Raw genomic sequence first — 16,671 nt, forward strand, 5'->3', positions numbered from 1 at the left:
ATGAAAAACAAGAAACTCCTTCGCTACGGCGGAATCGCAGCGCTTGTACTCGTAGCGCTTTATGCATTCACCTTCTTTACCAACGATGCACGCAACTACGTCCAGGTGGAGACATCCGTAGCGGTCAAGCAGCTGACGGACAAAAACGTCGCTGAGGCGCAAATCGACGACCGCGAACAGCAGCTGCGCCTCAAGCTCAAAAAGCCAGTGACGGTGGAAGAGCGCGAGGGCGTCGAAGAAATCATCGCCAAGTACCCGGCCCGCGCCGGCGAACAGATCTTTAACTCTGTTAAGGACTCCGGCGCGGAGAAGTACCAGACCAAGGTCACCCAGGAATCTTTCCTGGGCTCGATGGTCAGCTTCCTGTTGCCGATGATCATCCTGTTCGCGTTCCTGTTCTGGTTCATGTCCCGCATGCAGCAAAACGGCGGCGGGATGTTCGGTATCGGCGGCTCCAAGGCCAAGGAGCTGACCAAGGACATGCCCACCAACACGTTCGAGGACGTGGCTGGTGCCGATGAAGCAGTGGACGAGCTGCAGGAAATCAAGGATTTCTTGGACGAGCCCGAGCGCTACCATGCCCTCGGCGCGAAGATTCCGCGCGGCGTGTTGCTCTACGGCCCTCCCGGCACAGGTAAGACGCTGCTGGCCCGCGCCGTTGCGGGCGAGGCGGGAGTTCCTTTCTTCTCCATCTCCGGCTCGGACTTCGTGGAGATGTTCGTCGGCGTGGGTGCTTCCCGCGTGCGCGACCTGTTTAAGCAGGCGAAGGAAAACAGCCCGTGCATCATCTTCGTCGACGAGATTGACGCCGTGGGCCGCCAGCGTGGCTCCGGCACCGGCGGCGGACATGACGAGCGCGAGCAGACCCTGAACCAGCTGCTGGTGGAAATGGACGGCTTCGGCGACCGCGAGGGCGTCATCCTCATCGCGGCCACCAACCGCCCAGACATCCTGGACCCGGCGCTGCTGCGCCCGGGCCGCTTCGACCGCCAGATTCCGGTTACTAACCCAGACCTGGCTGGCCGCGAGGAGATTCTGCGCGTCCACGCTAAGGACAAGCCTTTGGCCAAGGAAGTCGACGTCGCCCAGCTGGCCAAGCGCACCGCCGGTATGTCCGGCGCGGACCTGGCTAACGTCCTGAACGAGGCTGCACTTTTGACCGCCCGCATTGGCGGCAATGTGATTACTTATGACGCTCTCGAGGAGGCCACCGACCGCGTCGTCGGCGGTCCGCGCCGCCAAGGCAAGATCATCTCCGAGCACGAGAAGAAGGTCACCGCGTACCACGAGGGCGGCCACACCTTGGCCGCTTGGGCGCTCAAGGACATTGAGCGCGTTTACAAGGTCACCATCTTGGCCCGTGGCCGCACCGGTGGCCACGCGATGACCTCGCAGGAAGACGACAAGGGCATGTACACCCGCGACGAGCTCTTCTCCCGCTTGGTCTTTGCCATGGGCGGCCGTGCTGCCGAGGAGCTCGTGTTCGGCGCGCCGACAACCGGCGCCTCCTCTGATATTGAAAACGCCACCAAGATCGCTCGTTCCATGCTGACCGAGTACGGCTTCTCCCCGGACCTTGGCACCGTGAAATACGGCAAGGAGCAGGGCGACCCATTCGGCTACGGCATGGGCGGCGGTTCCATCGAGTACTCCGAAGACGTGGCTACCCGCATCGACGAGCAGATGCGCTACTTGTTGGATCGCGCGCATCAGCAGGCCTACGACATCTTGGCGGAGCACCGCGACTACCTGGATAAGCTCGCGGAGATGCTGCTGGACAAGGAGACCCTCCGTCGCCCCGACCTGGAGGGCATCTTTGAGGGCATCGAGCCACGCGCGGCTTTCGACGTCTTCCCGAACGAGGACGATCGCTTCCCGCGCCAGGCTGGCCGCGAGCCAGTCAAGACTCCGGCCGAGTTGGCCAAGGAACGCGGCGAGGAGCTGCCACCGCGCATGACTTTGGTTGAGGCTTCCCGTGCGGCACGCGAGCGTCGCCTAGCAGGCCAGGACCCACAGCCCACCGGCGAGATTGGCTTCAACTTTGGCCAGCACGCGGGCGACAAGGTCGATAGCGAGAAAAACACTTTCTTCGCACCAGAAGAAAAACAAGCCGAAAAGCCGGCACAGCCTGCTCCGGCTCCCGAAACTCCCGCTGGCCAGGCCCCGAGCGACCGCCCGACCACCGAAATTCCCCGCGTCGGCAGCCGCCACGCCAAGCCGCAGCCTGACCGCGACCAGTGGTCCAGCTTCGGCGAGAACCAGCGTGCCAATAACCCGTACAACGCGCCTCGCTCTGGCAACCAGGGCCAGGCCAGTCCCTACAAGGATTCAGATGAGCAATAACATCCCCGCCAGGGGCGAATTTGATCAGGCCCGCGCGGAGGCAGCGATCCGCGAGTTGCTCATCGCAGTAGGGGAGGACCCCGACCGCGAGGGCCTGCAGGAGACGCCAGCCCGAGTCGCGCGCGCTTACAAGGAAGTCTTCGCCGGCCTGCACGCGGACCCAACCGAGGTCCTGCACAAGACCTTCGCCGAGGAGCACCAAGAACTGGTCTTGGTGCGCGATATCCCGATTTACTCCACCTGCGAGCACCACCTGGTGCCTTTCTACGGCGTGGCGCACATCGGCTACATCCCGGGCCCAGACGGCCAGGTCACCGGCCTGTCCAAGCTAGCCCGCCTGGCCGATATGTACGCCAAGCGTCCGCAAGTCCAGGAGCGTCTGACCTCCCAGATTGCCGATGCCCTGGTGGAGGTCCTCCACGCGCAATCTGTCATCGTGGTCATCGAATGCGAGCACCTGTGCATGGCCATGCGCGGCATCCGCAAGCCTGGCGCTACCACCACGACCTCGGCCGTCCGCGGCGGTTTCAAGTCCAATGCCGCTTCCCGCGCTGAGGTAATGAGCCTTATTAGGAGCTAGAAATGACTGTCAGTGACTTGACCGTCCCGGGCCGCACGCTGGTCATGGGAATCGTGAACGTCACCGAGGATTCTTTTTCTGACGGCGGGCGGTGGCTCAACATCGACGCCGCGATTGAGCACGCCCGCGAATTGGTCGCGGCGGGTGCAGACATCATCGATGTTGGCGGCGAATCCACCCGCCCCGGCGCAGTCCGCGTGGACGCGAAGGACGAGGAAAACCGCGTGGTTCCGGTCATCCGCGCGCTGCACGAGGAGGGCATCAAAACCTCCGTGGATACGATGCGTGCGTCGGTGGCGGCGGCGTCGGCAAGCGCGGGCGTGGACCTCATCAACGATGTCTCCGGCGGGCTTGCGGACCCTGACATGCTGGCCGTGATGGTCGATAGCGCGCTGCCCGTGTGTCTGATGCACTGGCGTACCGTACAGTTCGGCTCCGCCGCCGGCAGTGCGGACCATGGCGGCGATGTCGTGCGCGACGTGCACGAACGCCTAGCGCAGCTGAGCGACGCCGCCCTTGCAGCAGGCGTGCGCGCTGACAACATCGTCCTGGATCCGGGCCTGGGCTTTGCCAAGACTCCGCAGGATAACTGGGCGTTATTGAAGGCACTGCCGAGCTTCCTTGAGGGCGAGTTTCCGATTCTCGTGGGCGCTTCCCGCAAGCGCTTCCTCGCCGCCATCCGTGAGGACCGCGGCGCGGAAGCCTCGCCCGTGCTCGCCGATCCCGCCACCGCCGCTGTCACCGCAATCTCCGCGCAAATGGGCGCGTGGGGCGTGCGCGTGCACGAGGTCGGCGTCTCCCGCGATGCCGTCGACGTCGCCGCCGCGTGGAACGCTGGCTTGGCCTATTCTGGCGGCGTAAACGCCACCCGCAGCTACACCAACGGCGCTGCGTCTAAGGAAGGAAACCGCTAATGGCAGACCGCATCGAACTGACCGGCCTGGAGTGCTTTGGCTACCACGGTGTCTTCGAAGAAGAAAAGCGCGAGGGTCAGCCCTTCCTGGTGGACATCACCTGCTGGACTGAGTTCCCAACCACAGATGACCTTGCGAACACCGTAAGCTACGCCGAGCTTGCCGACGTCGCGGCGGACATCGTCGAGGGCCCGTCGCGCGATCTCATCGAGACCGTGGCCAACGAGGTGGCCGATACCGTGATGCAGCGTTATGACCTGCTGCATGCGGTCGAGGTGACCATTCATAAGCCGAAGGCGCCGATTCCGCGCACCTTCGCCGACGTCGCCGTCGTGGCGCGTCGCTCGCGAAAGAGCATGCGAGGAGGCAAGTGACGATGCGCGCGGTACTTTCGATTGGCTCCAACATGGATGACCGCCGCGCATTGCTGCAGACGGTCTTCGACGAGTTCGCCGCGGAAACCGTGGCAGCCTCGCCCATTTATTCCACCCCGCCGTGGGGTGTTACGGACCAGGACGAGTTCCTTAACGCGGTGCTCATCGTGGACGTAGAGGAGAGCCCATTGGAGTTGCTGCGCCGCGGCCAGGCCCTTGAGCAGGCCGCCGAGCGCGTCCGCGTGCGCCACTGGGGCCCGCGCACCCTGGACGTGGACATCGTGCAGGTAGAAGGCGTGACCTCTAGCGATCCGGAACTGACGCTTCCGCATCCTTATGCCCACGAGCGCGCCTTCGTGCTGGTGCCATGGCTGGCTGCGGACCCAGATGCGCGGCTTGGCGATACCCCGGTTGCAGACCTCATCGCTGCGCTCGACCCGGCCGAGGTAGAGCAGGTGAAGCTGGCATGAAGCGGACGTCGATAGGCTGGCTTGTCGGAGTAGGGCTCTTCGTTGCCGCTGCGGCTGCGATTTTGACCTCCCGCTTTTATGGCTCCATGCTGGCCATCCCGGCGACTGTCTCCATTTCCCTGTGGGCCGTGACGGCCGTGTGTGTCTTTTTGACGTGGAAGGTGCGCCAAGCCAAGAGCAAAGAACACGGTATTGGTCTAGATAACTCGCAGCTCAATCCCATGACCATCGCGCAGTTTCTGCTCGTGGGCAAAGCCTCGGCGTGGACCGGCGCCATCGTCGGCGGCGGCTACTTGGGCATGTTGGTCTATGTGCTTCCTCATGCGAATGAGCTGGTGGCCGCCGCTAGTGACCTTACGGGCGTGCTGACTTCCGCTCTCGGCGGCATCGCCATGGCAGTGGCTGGCGTGGTCTTGGAACGCCACTGCGAGGTGCCGCCCGACGCGCTGGGGCAGACTTAGTGGGCTAATTAAAGGATCGGACTGTAAATTGGTTTCCATGACTGCTCCGACCCCTGAACCACAGCAATCCGCCCCCAAGAAAGCAGACGCCGGCTCGATTGGCCTTATTGCACTGGTGATTTTGGCCGTCATCGCCAGCTTGGTCATGCTCATTTCGGGCTCTGCTAGTGCTTTGAAACTGGCGCTCATCGCCGCATTGTGGGCGGCTGTCCTGGGCTTTTTCATGGTGGTGCGCTACCGCCGCGAGGCCGCGGAATCGGCCGCGCTGCTGGAATCTGAGCGCGCCCGCAAGGTCGAGCCAACCCAGGGCGATTCCGACATTATGGAGGAAATTCGGCGGGAGCTGGCCTCCATCCGCGCCCAGATTGAGGAGCTGTCTGGCCGCGAGTTCACCTATGAGCCAGCCGCGCTGCACGCAGAGGCACGTCGCATCATGGAGCTTGAGGAAAAGACCCGCGAGCCAGAGGTCAACTTCACCCAGGCTTCCAAGGGTGCGCCAACTGCCGACGCCGTCGCCGGCCGCCTCGGCTCCCAGCCCAGCGCCCGCACCCCGCAGCACAACCCGCTGGATGACATCATCTCCCAAAAGGTCCAACAGCGCGTTCAGCAGCCGGCGCAGGCGCAGACCCAGCAGTCCCAGCAGGCGCAGCAGGCGCAGCACCAGGCCCAGGAGCGCGCCCGCCAGAACTTCGGCCGTCCGACCTTCCCAGCGCAGGGGCAGGCACAGCAGGCACAGCAGGCACAACAGCCGCAACGCCAGCAAGCGGTCTCCCAGCCGCAAGCTAAGCCGGCCTCCGCAAAGCCGAGCCAGCACTTCCCAGGCGGCCAGCCGCAGAAGTCCCCGGAGTCTACTTTCGACACCGCTTCTTTCCAGACCGTGCGCTGGGATGGCCAGCAGGGCCAGCAGGCACAGCCGCAGCCGCAGCAGGCAAGGGCGGCGCAGCACGCTAGCCATAAGCACCGCGCGCCGGAGCAGGAAGGATCCCGCGGCCGTCGCCGTAGCGACGAGGCACGCGAGGGCTCTGTCTCAGTGGCCGAGCTCATGGCCGCAATGAAAAAGAAGAAGTAAATGCGCGCACCGCGGATGCGCGTCGCGCTCTTCGGAAACTCGCAAGCCGGCCAGCTTCTCGCTGAGGAGATGCGCATGGTCGGCCACACCGTGGAGTCGCTCACAGAACTAACCGAGCTACAGGACTATCAAGCACTCATCATCGCGCTTGGCGATGCCCGCTTGGAGCAGGCCGTCGACATGCTCGAAACCTACGTGCACGACGGCCTCATCGTCTTTCACACTTGCCTTTCCCGCGGAGTGCAGGTGCTCGATCCCCTAGAGACTCGCGGCTGCGTCGTCGCCGCCATCGCGCCGTGTCATGCGCGCCGCTGGGCCACCACGACTATCGACGAGCTTGGCCAAACCATCGCCGAGCTGGTGTTGGGGGAGTTCCAAGCCAGCGGGGCGTCGCTAAGCGATAGCGAAAGGCCCGCGTTTGCCGCCCGCGTGTACTATGCCCAGATGATGACCGAGCTGGCCGTGCGCGCGAACGAGGATGTATTCAGCGAGACTCTGGTCAAAAGCGCCGAGGCCCTCGAAGCGGCCGAAAGCGCCGAAATCATCGCGGCGTATCGAGGCATCACCGAGCCCGGAATGCGCCGCGCCTTCGTCGAAGCGGCCCGTCGATTCGGCGAGGTCTTTCGCCGCGAAGAACTAGAAATGTGGGCGCTACAGGAGGAGAACCGATGAACATCGTCGAGGACATCGAACGCATTCGCATGGTGGGCAGCGCCTACCGCAAGACCGGCCGCCGCGTGGTTCTGGTTCCCCTGGGTCGCGGCGTGCACGCGGGGCATCTGGCGCTGGTGCAGGCCGCCCGCCGGATTCGCGGCGCGGTGGTCGTCGTGGCGCTCACCGACCTGCAGGATGCGCAGCTGCTTGGCGAAGTCGACGTCGTCTGGCATGCGCCCCAAGCCCCCGAACGCACGCGGATCGTGCCGCAGTGGCATGGCATGGAGGACATTAGCGTTGAGCTAACGCGCATTATTGGTCTGATTGGTGCGCTTGCGCCAAGCGACGTCGTCATGGGCGAGAAGGATTACGAGCTGCTCGTCGCGACCCAGCAGGCGTGCACCGACCTGCACTTGGGCGTGCGTGTCCAGGGCGTGCCGGCGGTACGCATGGCTGATGGCGTGGTGATGAGCCTGCGCAATGCGGACGTGGCGCCGGAGGCTCGCGAGCAAGCTAGTGCGTTGTCGGCGGCGCTGACCGCGGGTGCCTATGCGGCCGAATCTGGTGCTGAGAAGGTACTTGAGGTAACGCGCGAGGTGCTGGCTGCTGCAGGTGTGGAACCGGAGTACTTGGAACTGCGCGGCCGTGACTTGGGCGAGCCGCCGGCTGAGGGCGACGCGCGCCTCTTTGTCGCGGCCACACTCGGCGGGGTGCGGCTGATCGATAGCGTCGGCTTGCCATTGGGTATCGGTTTCCGCAATTTGGAGAACCAAGATAGCTAGTCTGGGATCCATGAAGATTGGATTTCTGGGCGCAGGCGCCATTGGCGGTTACTTTGGCGGCACTCTTTCGCAGGCAGGCCATGAGGTGGGCTACGTAGCCCGCGGCAAGACCCTTGAAGCCCTGCACTCGGGGCTCACGCTTATCGACGCCTCCGATAACGAAACCCTCATCCCCTCCCCACCGGCGGCGGAAACGTTTGCCGAGCTAATTGAGCAATTGGGCGGACTCGACGTGGCGATTATCGCCACGAAAGCGCTGCCGGGGAATGACACTTTCGGCCCTGATCCGGAATCGCTCACGGGTATTCCCGTGGTGACCACTCATAATTCGGTGGAGATTCCGTACTTGGCTGCAGCTCGTTTCGGTGAGGGAAATGTGCTGGCTGGTGTTGCTCGCGTCTTCGCGACCCGCCTAGGGCCGGCGAAGATTAAGCGCAACCCCGGTCCGTTGAGCTTGGCATTCGGCCCGATGGCGGGCTCGATTCCGGTGGGGCAGCAGTTGGCTGCTGCTTTGAACGAAGCCGGCGCCCGGGGCAAATATCATGCGGAACCATTGGTCGATGTGTGGGCCAAGGCCATGTTCGTAACCACCACGGGCACTTTGGGCGCATTGGTTGATCGGTCGATTGGTTACCTCGTCGACGAAATCCCGGGGCAGTTGGAGGCCTTCATGCGCGAGGTCGAGATTGTCGCTCGAGCGTTGGACGTCGCGCTGCCGAATAACGTGGTGGAGCAGACGATGGGTTTCGCCCGCGAACAGTATCCGCAGGCCACGACATCAATGCAGCGTGATATCAAGGACCGTTTGCCCAACGAGCTCGATGCCCAGGTCGGCGCCATTCGCCGGATGGGCCAGCGCGCTGGAGTTGCGACCCCGCTCTTCGACTTTGCTCAGGACGTGTTGGAGGCCCAGCTCCGCAACTAGCGCGCCCGCCCTCACTGAGCAAACACCCAGGCCTGGAACTGCACCCCTGGAAACCCAGACCTCCTGTTCGCGGTGCGCTGTCATTTTTCGCGCCCGGACCGCGACCTTGAGGTCTTGGTATCCAGGACTGGGTAAATGGAAAGTGGTGGAGCAGCGGCGAGGTAGTGCGCGCCACAAATACAAATGGTGAGGTCACCCCGTAACCACTGAGGCCTGTGTTGACCAGAGTGATTATTGTTGGGTGACCTCACCATTTGGTCCTCACCATTTAGTTAGGCAGCAGCCAAATGGTGAGGTGGTGGCCAAATGACTAGGCAGCGGCCAAAGGCGAGCGGCGAAAAGGAGAGCGAGCTAGTTAACGCCAATCTTGCCGTCTTTCCATACCACAACCACGGCCGGGCGCGGGGTGGTCTTGCCACCGTCAGGCCAGTGGGAGGTCGCGGCGTCGAAGGTGGCGTCGTCAGCCTCGCCCGGGTGCTGGACGTTGACCATGACGCGGTCGTCGTCAACGATTGGGCCACAGGTCTCTGCGCCGGCCGGAACCGTGAGGAAGCACTTCAGCTCGCCGCGGGTATCGCCGCTGGTGGTGACCGCATAGAGGCCGTCGTTGCTGTCCAGTGCGTTGCCGTCAGTGGTAATCCACAGGTTGCCGTGGTTGTCGAAGGCCAGGTTGTCCGGGCAGGAAATCGGGGAGACCTTGGACTTATCGAAACCGCCGAAGTAGGTGTTGGCTTCATTCGGGTCGCCGCAAACCAAGAAGAGGTTCCAGGTGAAGGACTCGCCGACGTGGTCATCATCAATTTCCATGACCATGCCGTTCTTGTTCTCCTTGACTGGAGCCCATTCCTTGGCATCTTCCTTGTTCTTCTTGGCGTTCTCGCCGGTAGCGCCGCGGTAGGAGTTATTGGTCAGCGCCACGTAGACCTTGTGGGAATCCGGGTGGACCTGGATGTCCTCAGGGCGGTCCATCTTGGTAGCCCCCACCTTGTCAGCAGCTTCACGGGTAAAGATCGCAACCTCTTCCGCGCTGAAGCCATCAACGTGAGATTCAAACTTGTTGTTCTCCGTGTCAGAGGTCAGCAGCTTGACCCACTTGCCCTTGCCGTCGAAGGCGCCGTCCTCAGGCAGAACGCCCGAGCCGTCGATTTCGTCCTCAGGGGAGTTGCCCTCCATCACGGCGACGTACAGGGTGCCGTGGTCCAGGATGGAGAGGTTGTGCTCGATGTTGCCCTCTTCGTACTTCTTGGTGGAGATGAACTTGTAGATGTATTCGAAGCGGGAGTCATCGCCGGAGTAGCAGACCACGGTGCCGTCATCAGCGATGTGGATGTTGCCTGCCTCGTGCTTGAAGCGGCCCAGCGCGGTGTGCTTGACCGGAGTAGAGGTTGGGTCCAGCGGGTTAATCTCAACGATCCAGCCGAAGCGGTTTGGCTCGTTTGGCTCCTTGGAGCAGTCGAAGCGGTCGTCGAAGCGCTCCCACTTGCGGGCGGTTTCCTTGTCCTCAATACCGAAGCGCTCCAGCGACTTCTTTGCCTTCTCGTCCTTGATATCGCCAGCAGCGAAGTACTGGTCAAAGTTCTCCTCGCCAGACAGCATGGTGTTCCATGGGGTCACGCCGCCGGAGCAGTTGTTCAGCGTGCCGCTTACGGTCTCACCCTTTGGATCGGCCTTGGTCTTGACCAGGTCGCTGCCCTTAGCAGGGCCAACCAGCTGGAACGGGGTAGTTGCAGTAATGCGGCGGTTTAGCGGGCCGAACTCGCGCTTGAGCTCGCCGGTATCGCCAACCTTGGAGACCTCCAGGATGGTGTGGCCGTGGCCAGCCCAGCCGATCTTGACCTGCTCTTCGGTGGGGTTCTCCGGGTCATAATCCGGGAACATCATCGGCTCGGTGGTGTACTCGTGGGAGCACATGTAGACCAGACGCTCCGGGTTGTCCGGGTGCTCGATGAGGCCCGCGAAGTCATTGTTGAAGCCGAACTGCTTTTTCGCAGCTTCCGCAGTTTGCTTATCGACGTCGAATTCCGGTGCCCCCTCAATCACCGGGTCACCCCAGGCGATGAGCACCGACTGCTCGTAGCCCTTCGGTACAACGACCTCGTCCTTGGTGTTTGGCTGGACCGCATCGAACTGCATGCCCTCTGCGGAGGTGAGCTCGACGTTGGCCTCGGTAGTCTTGCCGGCACCTGCGTTGCCCTCGGAGTCACCCGGGCCAGCGCCGTCGCCAGAGCAGGCGGCCAAGGCTGCCGAACCGCCTACTGCAACCACGCTGAGGCCGCCCGCGCGCAGTGCGGTACGGCGAGAAAGCGGGGTGGTGAAACGGTCACCGAAGTAGGAGTTGTTGGAAGGGTTATCGCATTCGCCCAAGCAGGCGTTGCCGCACTTGTAGGTGCAGGTCAGCGAGGAACGCGAGGAAGTAAAAAGGTTAAGGCCCTTGAGTGCCATAATGTGATGCTCCTGATTTCATGTTTTAAGTCATGAGGTTTGCCGGAGCATATTTAAGCGCATCTGCATTTACAGCCTGTGTAATCGAAATGTCATTTGAATGAACACTCGTTAAACGGGTACGAGATCACACTGTCTTAAGGGGATCGACTACCCTAGACAATCGTGAGCGAGCAGAAGAATACCCCCGAAGTAAACGACGTCCCTGAGCAGCTGCGCATCCGCCGCGAAAAGCGCGAGCGCCTGCTGGCTGAAGGCACCGAGGCATACCCGGTCACCGTTGACCGCACCATTGCCATGAAGGACCTTCGCCACAAGTTCCAAGTCCTGGCAGAAGACCAAGAGCCGGGCCAGGAAGCCGACGTAACCTACCTGCACGCAGGCGACGAGACCGAGATCGAGCACGCCATCGCCGGCCGCCTTATCTTCATGCGCAACACCGGCAAACTTTGTTTTGCCACCCTGCAGGACGGTGACGGCACCCAGGTACAGGCCATGCTTTCTTTGGCCGAGGTCGGCGAAGAGCAGCTGGCTGCCTGGAAATCCGACGTTGACTTGGGAGACTTCATCTCCGTGCGCGGCCGCGTCATCGCTTCGCGCCGCGGCGAGCTTTCCATCATGGCGACCAAGTGGACCATGGCGGCGAAGTCCCTGCGCCCGCTGCCCGTTTCCTTCGCGGACATGAATGAAGAGACCCGCGTGCGCCAGCGCTACAACGATCTCATCGTGCGCGAGGAGGCTCGCAAGAACGCGATGACCCGCGTGAAGGTCATGCGCGCGCTGCGTAACTACATGGAGGATCAGGGTTTCGTCGAGATCGAGACCCCGATGCTGCAGACCTTGCACGGTGGCGCGGCAGCTCGCCCGTTCGTGACCCACTCCAACGCTCTCGACATCGACCTTTACCTGCGCATTGCGCCGGAGTTGTACTTGAAGCGCGCCGTCGTTGGCGGCATCGACCGCGTCTTCGAGATCAATCGCAACTTCCGTAACGAGGGCGTCGACCGCTCCCACTCTCCGGAGTTCGCCATGCTAGAGACCTACGCGGCCTGGGGCGATTACAACGATTGTGCTCGCACCACCCGCGAGTCCATCCAGGCTGTGGCCGAGGCCGTCTTCGGCTCCCACAAGGTCACCTTGGCTGATGGCACCGAGTATGACTTCGGCGGCGAGGAATGGCCGGAGATCGAGATGTACCCATCCCTGAACGAGGCACTTGCCCGCAAGTTCCCGGGCCAGCCGGAGGTCACCATCGACTCCACCGTGGAAGAGCTCAAAGAGATTGCCAAGGTCATCGGCCTGGACGTTCCAAAGAACGGCGGTTGGGGCCACGGCAAGCTGGTCGAGGAGATTTGGGAAGTCCTGTGCGAGGACCAGCTCGAGGGCCCAATCTTTGTCAAGAACTTCCCGGTTGAGACCTCCCCGCTGACCCGTCAGCACCGCTCCATCCCGGGCGTTACCGAGAAGTGGGATCTCTATGTCCGCGGCTTCGAGTTGGCCACCGGCTACTCCGAGCTGGTGGACCCGGTTATCCAGCGCGAGCGTTTCGAGGATCAGGCCCGCCTGGCCGCCGGCGGCGACGATGAAGCCATGGTTCTCGACGAGGACTTCCTGGCCGCCATGGAGCAGGGTATGCCTCCAACAGCCGGTACCGGCATGGGCATGGACCGCCTGCTCATGGCACTTACCGGCCTGGGCATCCGCGAGACGGTTCTCTTCCCAATCGTGAAACCGGAAAAGTAGACGGCTTTAGCAGGCTGGAATCTCGGCTGCGGATTCCAGCTCGCCCCGATAGAAAATCACAAAATTCGAGTGTTTTCCGTCGGGGTAGAATCCGGTGAGGTCGTCTGCATAAGCCACGACCTCTAAGCTGCAGCGATCGCCTTCCTTGCGCGCACTACCCCGCCCAGGGGAGGCTTTTTGAAATCGCTGCGCGCGTCGGAGGAGGCAAATTCCAGCACGCTTATCTGCTGGCGCGGGCTGGAGCAGCTTATCGACGCCTCCATCGGCGCCTCCGCTGCCACCTCCTGCGGGTTGCATTTCAGGCCTTCCCAGCCGGTGCCGCCTTCCTTCTCGCCCACAATTTGGGGATATTCTGCTGCGATTTCCTTTTGCGTTCCGCTCCAGTCTTCTTTGGCTAGGTAATTCCATGCACCGGCCACGCCGATGCCGCAGAGACCGAGTACCATCGCGGCTAGAAGCCATTTGCGCGCTGTACTCTTGCGCCGCGGGGTAGCGGTGGGCGTGGTCAGCTCCTCGATGAACTCCTGTGCGCTGGTATAGCGGCGCGCCCGATTTTCCGCGAGAGCCTTGTGCAGCACCGTGTTGATGTGCTCAGCAAAGTCTTGGTTGCGCGGGCCTAAGTCCTGCGCGGTGATTTCCGGAATCAGGCGCGAATGCGCCCATTGCTGCTGGTTGTAGTGCTCGCGCAGATTCTCCAGTGTGAGCATTTCTAGCGCGATGAGTGCGAGGGCATAGCGATCGCTCGCCGCGGTGGCGGAGGGCGCCTTTGCGCTAAGCGACGTCGGATAGAGCTCCGGTGCCAAATAGGCATCCGTGCCCACGCGCATGCCCTCGGAGGTGATGCGATTATCCTCTTCGTAGAGCACAATACCGAAGTCTGTCAGGACCGTCGCCGAGGGGCGCGGATCATCGGGGACCAGGATATTTGCGGGTTTCACATCGCGGTGGACAACCGGCGTGGGAAGGCTGGCCAGGTAGTCCAATGCCTGTGCGATAGGTTCGAGATAGATAGCAACCTCGGCCAAGTCGAAGTGGAGCCCTGCGGCCTTGCGGACCTTCAGGACGTCGTAAAGCGTGCCGCCCTCTACGTAGCGCATGACAAAATAGGGCAAACCTTCCGTCGTGCCGCCGGTGTAAACCGGAACGATGGCGGAGTGGCTGAGGTGGCTCATGCGCCGCATCTCCGCGCGGAAACGCTCGCGTGCATCGGGGCTGGGGTGGCCTTGATGACCTTGATGGCTACGTCGCGTTCCAAGTCCTTTTGGCGCGCGTAGTACACGCGCCCCATGCCGCCCTCAGCGATGAGGCGGATGTCGGTGTAGCGCTCGTCGATTCCTCGGCCAGTTCCTTGGTAGAAGGAATCACCACGCGCGGCACGGCGCTGGGATCCTTGAGAAGCGGGCGCGCGAGAGCTTCGAGCACGCGGCGCTGCTCGTAATTGGGCTCGAAAGTATTCCGGGTAAATTCTGCGTTTGGCAGGCTATCTACCTCGGGTTCTGTGACAGGGGTGCCCTGCACGAGCTCTAATTCATAGCGCATCATCTTGGTGGAAAAACGCAAAAGCGAGGAGCCAAGTGGAATGATGGCGGTGGTTTGGGGAACAACGCGGATAGGAGAATAAGCGCGGTTGCTGGTCGAAGACATCGTGACGGTCAGGAAATTGCCGATGTTTTTGACCAATCACACTCCGTCCGATTCGAAGAAGTGGAGAAAATGGCGGTGTACGGCTAAATCATCTTTCCAACTACATTGCCGCACTCGGGAGAACTCCCCAGATCGCCTTTGAAGTGTCTTTTCTCACAAACGCCTGGTCTTGCTGCAAGATGCGCGCGGGACTGCCCTAATCTCTGTCTTCGTGTCCCAAAATTCTTCTGCTCCCGATTCCTTGTCCCGCGACGTAGTTATTAACCTCACGATTCTGGTCTTGGGCGCCATGATTATGATCTTGAACGAGACCTCGTTGTCGGTGGCATTGCCTGCCGTCATGGCAGACTTTTCCATCCCGGCGACGGCGGCGCAGTGGCTGACCACGGGTTTCATGCTGACCATGGGTGTGGTCATTCCCACCACGGGGTACCTGCTGGAGCGCTTTAGCACCAGGCAGATCTTCTTTGCTTCGACCGGACTCTTCCTCGCCGGCACCGTGATTGCGGCGCCGGCGCCAGCCTTCTTGGTCTTGCTTGGCGGACGCGTGGTGCAGGCGGCGGGCACGGCGCTAATGATTCCGACGTTGATGACGGTGGCTATGACCCTGGTTCCGCCGCAGCGCCGTGGATCGGTGATGGGCATCATCTCGATTGTCATTTCGGTGGCTCCCGCCCTAGGCCCCACGGTGGGCGGCGCGATTGTTAATGCTTTGAGCTGGCACTTCATCTTCTGGGCGATGGCCCCGCTGATGGCGTTGCTGGTGGTAGCGGGCATGGCCAAGCTTGTCGACGTCGGGGAAAGCCGCGATACCCCGCTGGACCCATTGTCGGTGGTGCTTTCGGTATTCGCCTTCGGCGGGCTGGTCTACGGGCTTTCATCCATCGAAAAGATGCTGGAAGGCGACGGCCTGGTGGAAATTATCGCCACCGTGGTGGGCGCGGTGGCTTTGGTTGTCTTTGCTAAGCGACAGCTAGCGTTGGGCAAGGAGAACCACGCGCTGATGGACTTGCGCCCCTTCCGCGTGCACAATTACACGATTGCCGTGGTCATCATGCTGGTTTCCTTTGGGCTGATGCTGGGCTCGGTGACGGTCTTGCCGATTTACCTGCAAACCTCCCTCGGCGTTTCCGCCTTGGTTACTGGCCTGGTGGTGATGCCGGGCGGCCTGCTGCAGGGCCTTGTCTCGCCATTTGTGGGGCGCATCTATGACTCTCATGGCCCGCGCCCGTTGATGATTCCCGGCGCCATCCTGCTGGTGTTGGGGCTTGGCGCGATGGCAACGCTGGGGGAGGGCTCTCCGGTGTGGCTTGTGGTGGTCATGCACGTGACCTTTGCGGTGGGTATTGGCCTTATGATGACTCCGCTTATGACTACGGCTTTGTCCTCGCTGCCGAATGAGCTCTACTCGCATGGCTCGGCAATCATGAACACTCTGCAGCAGCTCGCCGGTGCGATGGGCACGGCCTTCCTAGTGGTTTTCTTGACCCGCGGCACTGTTGCTGGCATGGAGGCGGGCATGGACGAAGCCGTCGCCACCGCACAGGGCACGCATTGGGCATTCTTGTTCGCGGCCGTCGCATCGCTTGTGGCACTCGTGCTCGCGCCGATGCTGCGCCCAGTTCCGCAGGATTAGCCTCTAGCTAGCAGGGGGAGAGGAACTCCGCACGGTTGGAGAGGATACGCGGGTTGCCACCCAGGCGGGAAGCAGCGAAGCACAGCCTATCGGTGTCGAAGCCATAGTCGATGACCACCGGGTAGACCTTGCCCTCTGCTACCTCGCCGCGCACAGATGGGCAGATACCTGGGTTGTAGTATTCCGCACCGGGGTAGGCAGCGACTGAGCGCTCAAGCTGTGGAAGGGCCTCTTCCGGGCTTCCGGCCACGACGGAATCGACGATGAGCACGCCGTGGCCGTCGCAAGCAACGGCGGAAGGATTAAATCCAGCGGGCAAGTCCGAGCTGGAATTTTTAGTTGCAGGAGCCGTGTATTCCTGCGTGACCGTCTGCTCCACGGTCTCGGTTATGGTTGCAGCTTCTTCAGATTTCTCGCTCTCAGTGCGTCGGCTGCTTTTAGAATTCTCATCCTCTTTCGCGGTGCTCTCAGTTGTAGGGGCTTCGGCAAGTGGGGCTAGCTGGGATTGCGCATTTTCTTTGGCACCGCCTAGCATTCGCATGGCCAGAACACTGCCACCTACCAGTGCAATAAGTGCTAGGACTGCGACGGCAACCGCGATGTAGATGGTCTTGTTTTCCTGCGATTTATCCAT

The 16,671-nt window shown here is 62.0% G+C and carries 16 protein-coding genes; 12 read left to right on the top strand and 4 right to left on the bottom strand.

All coding sequences use genetic code 11. The annotated features are described in order from the left end of the window. From ftsH to WM42_RS08530, 10 genes are read left to right on the top strand one after another with little or no spacing between them, the layout of a single operon-like run. Positions 1 to 2,343, top strand: a complete 2,343-nt coding sequence (ftsH, locus tag WM42_RS08485) for an ATP-dependent zinc metalloprotease FtsH (RefSeq protein ID WP_062037124.1) — start codon at positions 1 to 3, stop codon at positions 2,341 to 2,343. Next, a complete protein-coding gene (gene folE, locus WM42_RS08490) occupies positions 2,333 to 2,923 on the top strand; it encodes a GTP cyclohydrolase I FolE (RefSeq protein WP_062037128.1) in 591 nt (196 codons plus the stop codon). Before ftsH ends, folE begins: the two co-directional genes overlap by 11 nt. Before the next feature lie 2 nt (positions 2,924 to 2,925). Then, on the top strand, positions 2,926 to 3,837 hold the full coding sequence (folP, locus tag WM42_RS08495) for a dihydropteroate synthase (protein ID WP_062037131.1): 912 nt from the start codon (positions 2,926 to 2,928) through the stop codon (positions 3,835 to 3,837). Next, entirely contained in the window at positions 3,837 to 4,211 is a 375-nt protein-coding gene (gene folB, locus WM42_RS08500; RefSeq protein ID WP_061924717.1) for a dihydroneopterin aldolase, read from the top strand. Before folP ends, folB begins: the two co-directional genes overlap by 1 nt. A gap of 2 nt (positions 4,212 to 4,213) precedes the next feature. Further along, entirely contained in the window at positions 4,214 to 4,681 is a 468-nt protein-coding gene (gene folK, locus WM42_RS08505; RefSeq protein WP_062037134.1) for a 2-amino-4-hydroxy-6-hydroxymethyldihydropteridine diphosphokinase, read from the top strand. Further along, positions 4,678 to 5,142, top strand: a complete 465-nt coding sequence (locus WM42_RS08510; RefSeq protein ID WP_061924713.1) for a DUF3180 domain-containing protein — start codon at positions 4,678 to 4,680, stop codon at positions 5,140 to 5,142. Before folK ends, WM42_RS08510 begins: the two co-directional genes overlap by 4 nt. Positions 5,143 to 5,179: 37 nt before the next feature. After that, positions 5,180 to 6,211, top strand: coding sequence for a DUF6779 domain-containing protein (locus tag WM42_RS08515; protein WP_062037137.1), 1,032 nt, complete (start codon positions 5,180 to 5,182; stop codon positions 6,209 to 6,211). Next, positions 6,212 to 6,883, top strand: coding sequence for a 6PGD fold domain-containing protein (locus WM42_RS08520; protein ID WP_201040757.1), 672 nt, complete (start codon positions 6,212 to 6,214; stop codon positions 6,881 to 6,883). Next, entirely contained in the window at positions 6,880 to 7,647 is a 768-nt protein-coding gene (locus tag WM42_RS08525) for a pantoate--beta-alanine ligase (protein ID WP_061924708.1), read from the top strand. Before WM42_RS08520 ends, WM42_RS08525 begins: the two co-directional genes overlap by 4 nt. Positions 7,648 to 7,657: 10 nt before the next feature. Beyond that, positions 7,658 to 8,572, top strand: a complete 915-nt coding sequence (locus WM42_RS08530) for a 2-dehydropantoate 2-reductase (RefSeq protein ID WP_062037140.1) — start codon at positions 7,658 to 7,660, stop codon at positions 8,570 to 8,572. 351 nt (positions 8,573 to 8,923) lie between these two features. On the opposite strand, the gene WM42_RS08535 is transcribed toward WM42_RS08530, so the two are convergent. Further along, complete coding sequence (locus WM42_RS08535) at positions 8,924 to 11,014, bottom strand: PhoX family protein (protein WP_062037143.1); 2,091 nt, start codon at positions 11,012 to 11,014, stop codon at positions 8,924 to 8,926. Between the two features lie 165 nt (positions 11,015 to 11,179). Here WM42_RS08535 and lysS point away from each other — a divergent pair, with 165 nt between their 5' ends. Continuing rightward, the gene (gene lysS, locus WM42_RS08540; protein WP_062037146.1) at positions 11,180 to 12,757 is read left to right on the top strand and encodes a lysine--tRNA ligase; all 1,578 of its coding nucleotides are present in this window, start codon (positions 11,180 to 11,182) and stop codon (positions 12,755 to 12,757) included. A gap of 122 nt (positions 12,758 to 12,879) precedes the next feature. On the opposite strand, the gene WM42_RS08545 is transcribed toward lysS, so the two are convergent. Together WM42_RS08545 and WM42_RS08550 are read right to left on the bottom strand one after the other, a co-directional pair. Continuing rightward, positions 12,880 to 13,929, bottom strand: coding sequence for a serine/threonine-protein kinase (locus WM42_RS08545; RefSeq protein ID WP_062037149.1), 1,050 nt, complete (start codon positions 13,927 to 13,929; stop codon positions 12,880 to 12,882). Positions 13,930 to 13,996: 67 nt separating this feature from the next. Beyond that, on the bottom strand, positions 13,997 to 14,437 hold the full coding sequence (locus WM42_RS08550) for a hypothetical protein (RefSeq protein ID WP_062037152.1): 441 nt from the start codon (positions 14,435 to 14,437) through the stop codon (positions 13,997 to 13,999). A gap of 175 nt (positions 14,438 to 14,612) precedes the next feature. Between WM42_RS08550 and WM42_RS08555 the strand changes: the two genes are divergently transcribed. Next, on the top strand, positions 14,613 to 16,037 hold the full coding sequence (locus WM42_RS08555) for an MDR family MFS transporter (RefSeq protein ID WP_256366446.1): 1,425 nt from the start codon (positions 14,613 to 14,615) through the stop codon (positions 16,035 to 16,037). Between the two features lie 7 nt (positions 16,038 to 16,044). On the opposite strand, the gene WM42_RS08560 is transcribed toward WM42_RS08555, so the two are convergent. Further along, on the bottom strand, positions 16,045 to 16,671 hold the full coding sequence (locus tag WM42_RS08560) for a hypothetical protein (RefSeq protein ID WP_062037156.1): 627 nt from the start codon (positions 16,669 to 16,671) through the stop codon (positions 16,045 to 16,047).

Source organism: Corynebacterium simulans, from assembly GCF_001586215.1.
Classification (GTDB): domain Bacteria; phylum Actinomycetota; class Actinomycetes; order Mycobacteriales; family Mycobacteriaceae; genus Corynebacterium; species Corynebacterium simulans.

Coding starts and splice junctions, on each gene's coding strand:
- WM42_RS08520 (WP_201040757.1), top strand. CDS start 6,212: ATGCGCGCACCGCGGATGCGCGTCGCGCTCTTCGGAAACTCGCAAGCC.
- WM42_RS08525 (WP_061924708.1), top strand. CDS start 6,880: ATGAACATCGTCGAGGACATCGAACGCATTCGCATGGTGGGCAGCGCC.
- WM42_RS08545 (WP_062037149.1), bottom strand. CDS start 13,929: ATGAGCCACCTCAGCCACTCCGCCATCGTTCCGGTTTACACCGGCGGC.
- WM42_RS08535 (WP_062037143.1), bottom strand. CDS start 11,014: ATGGCACTCAAGGGCCTTAACCTTTTTACTTCCTCGCGTTCCTCGCTG.
- folK (WP_062037134.1), top strand. CDS start 4,214: ATGCGCGCGGTACTTTCGATTGGCTCCAACATGGATGACCGCCGCGCA.
- ftsH (WP_062037124.1), top strand. CDS start 1: ATGAAAAACAAGAAACTCCTTCGCTACGGCGGAATCGCAGCGCTTGTA.
- folE (WP_062037128.1), top strand. CDS start 2,333: ATGAGCAATAACATCCCCGCCAGGGGCGAATTTGATCAGGCCCGCGCG.
- WM42_RS08530 (WP_062037140.1), top strand. CDS start 7,658: ATGAAGATTGGATTTCTGGGCGCAGGCGCCATTGGCGGTTACTTTGGC.
- folP (WP_062037131.1), top strand. CDS start 2,926: ATGACTGTCAGTGACTTGACCGTCCCGGGCCGCACGCTGGTCATGGGA.
- folB (WP_061924717.1), top strand. CDS start 3,837: ATGGCAGACCGCATCGAACTGACCGGCCTGGAGTGCTTTGGCTACCAC.
- WM42_RS08510 (WP_061924713.1), top strand. CDS start 4,678: ATGAAGCGGACGTCGATAGGCTGGCTTGTCGGAGTAGGGCTCTTCGTT.
- WM42_RS08560 (WP_062037156.1), bottom strand. CDS start 16,671: ATGGATAAATCGCAGGAAAACAAGACCATCTACATCGCGGTTGCCGTC.
- WM42_RS08515 (WP_062037137.1), top strand. CDS start 5,180: ATGACTGCTCCGACCCCTGAACCACAGCAATCCGCCCCCAAGAAAGCA.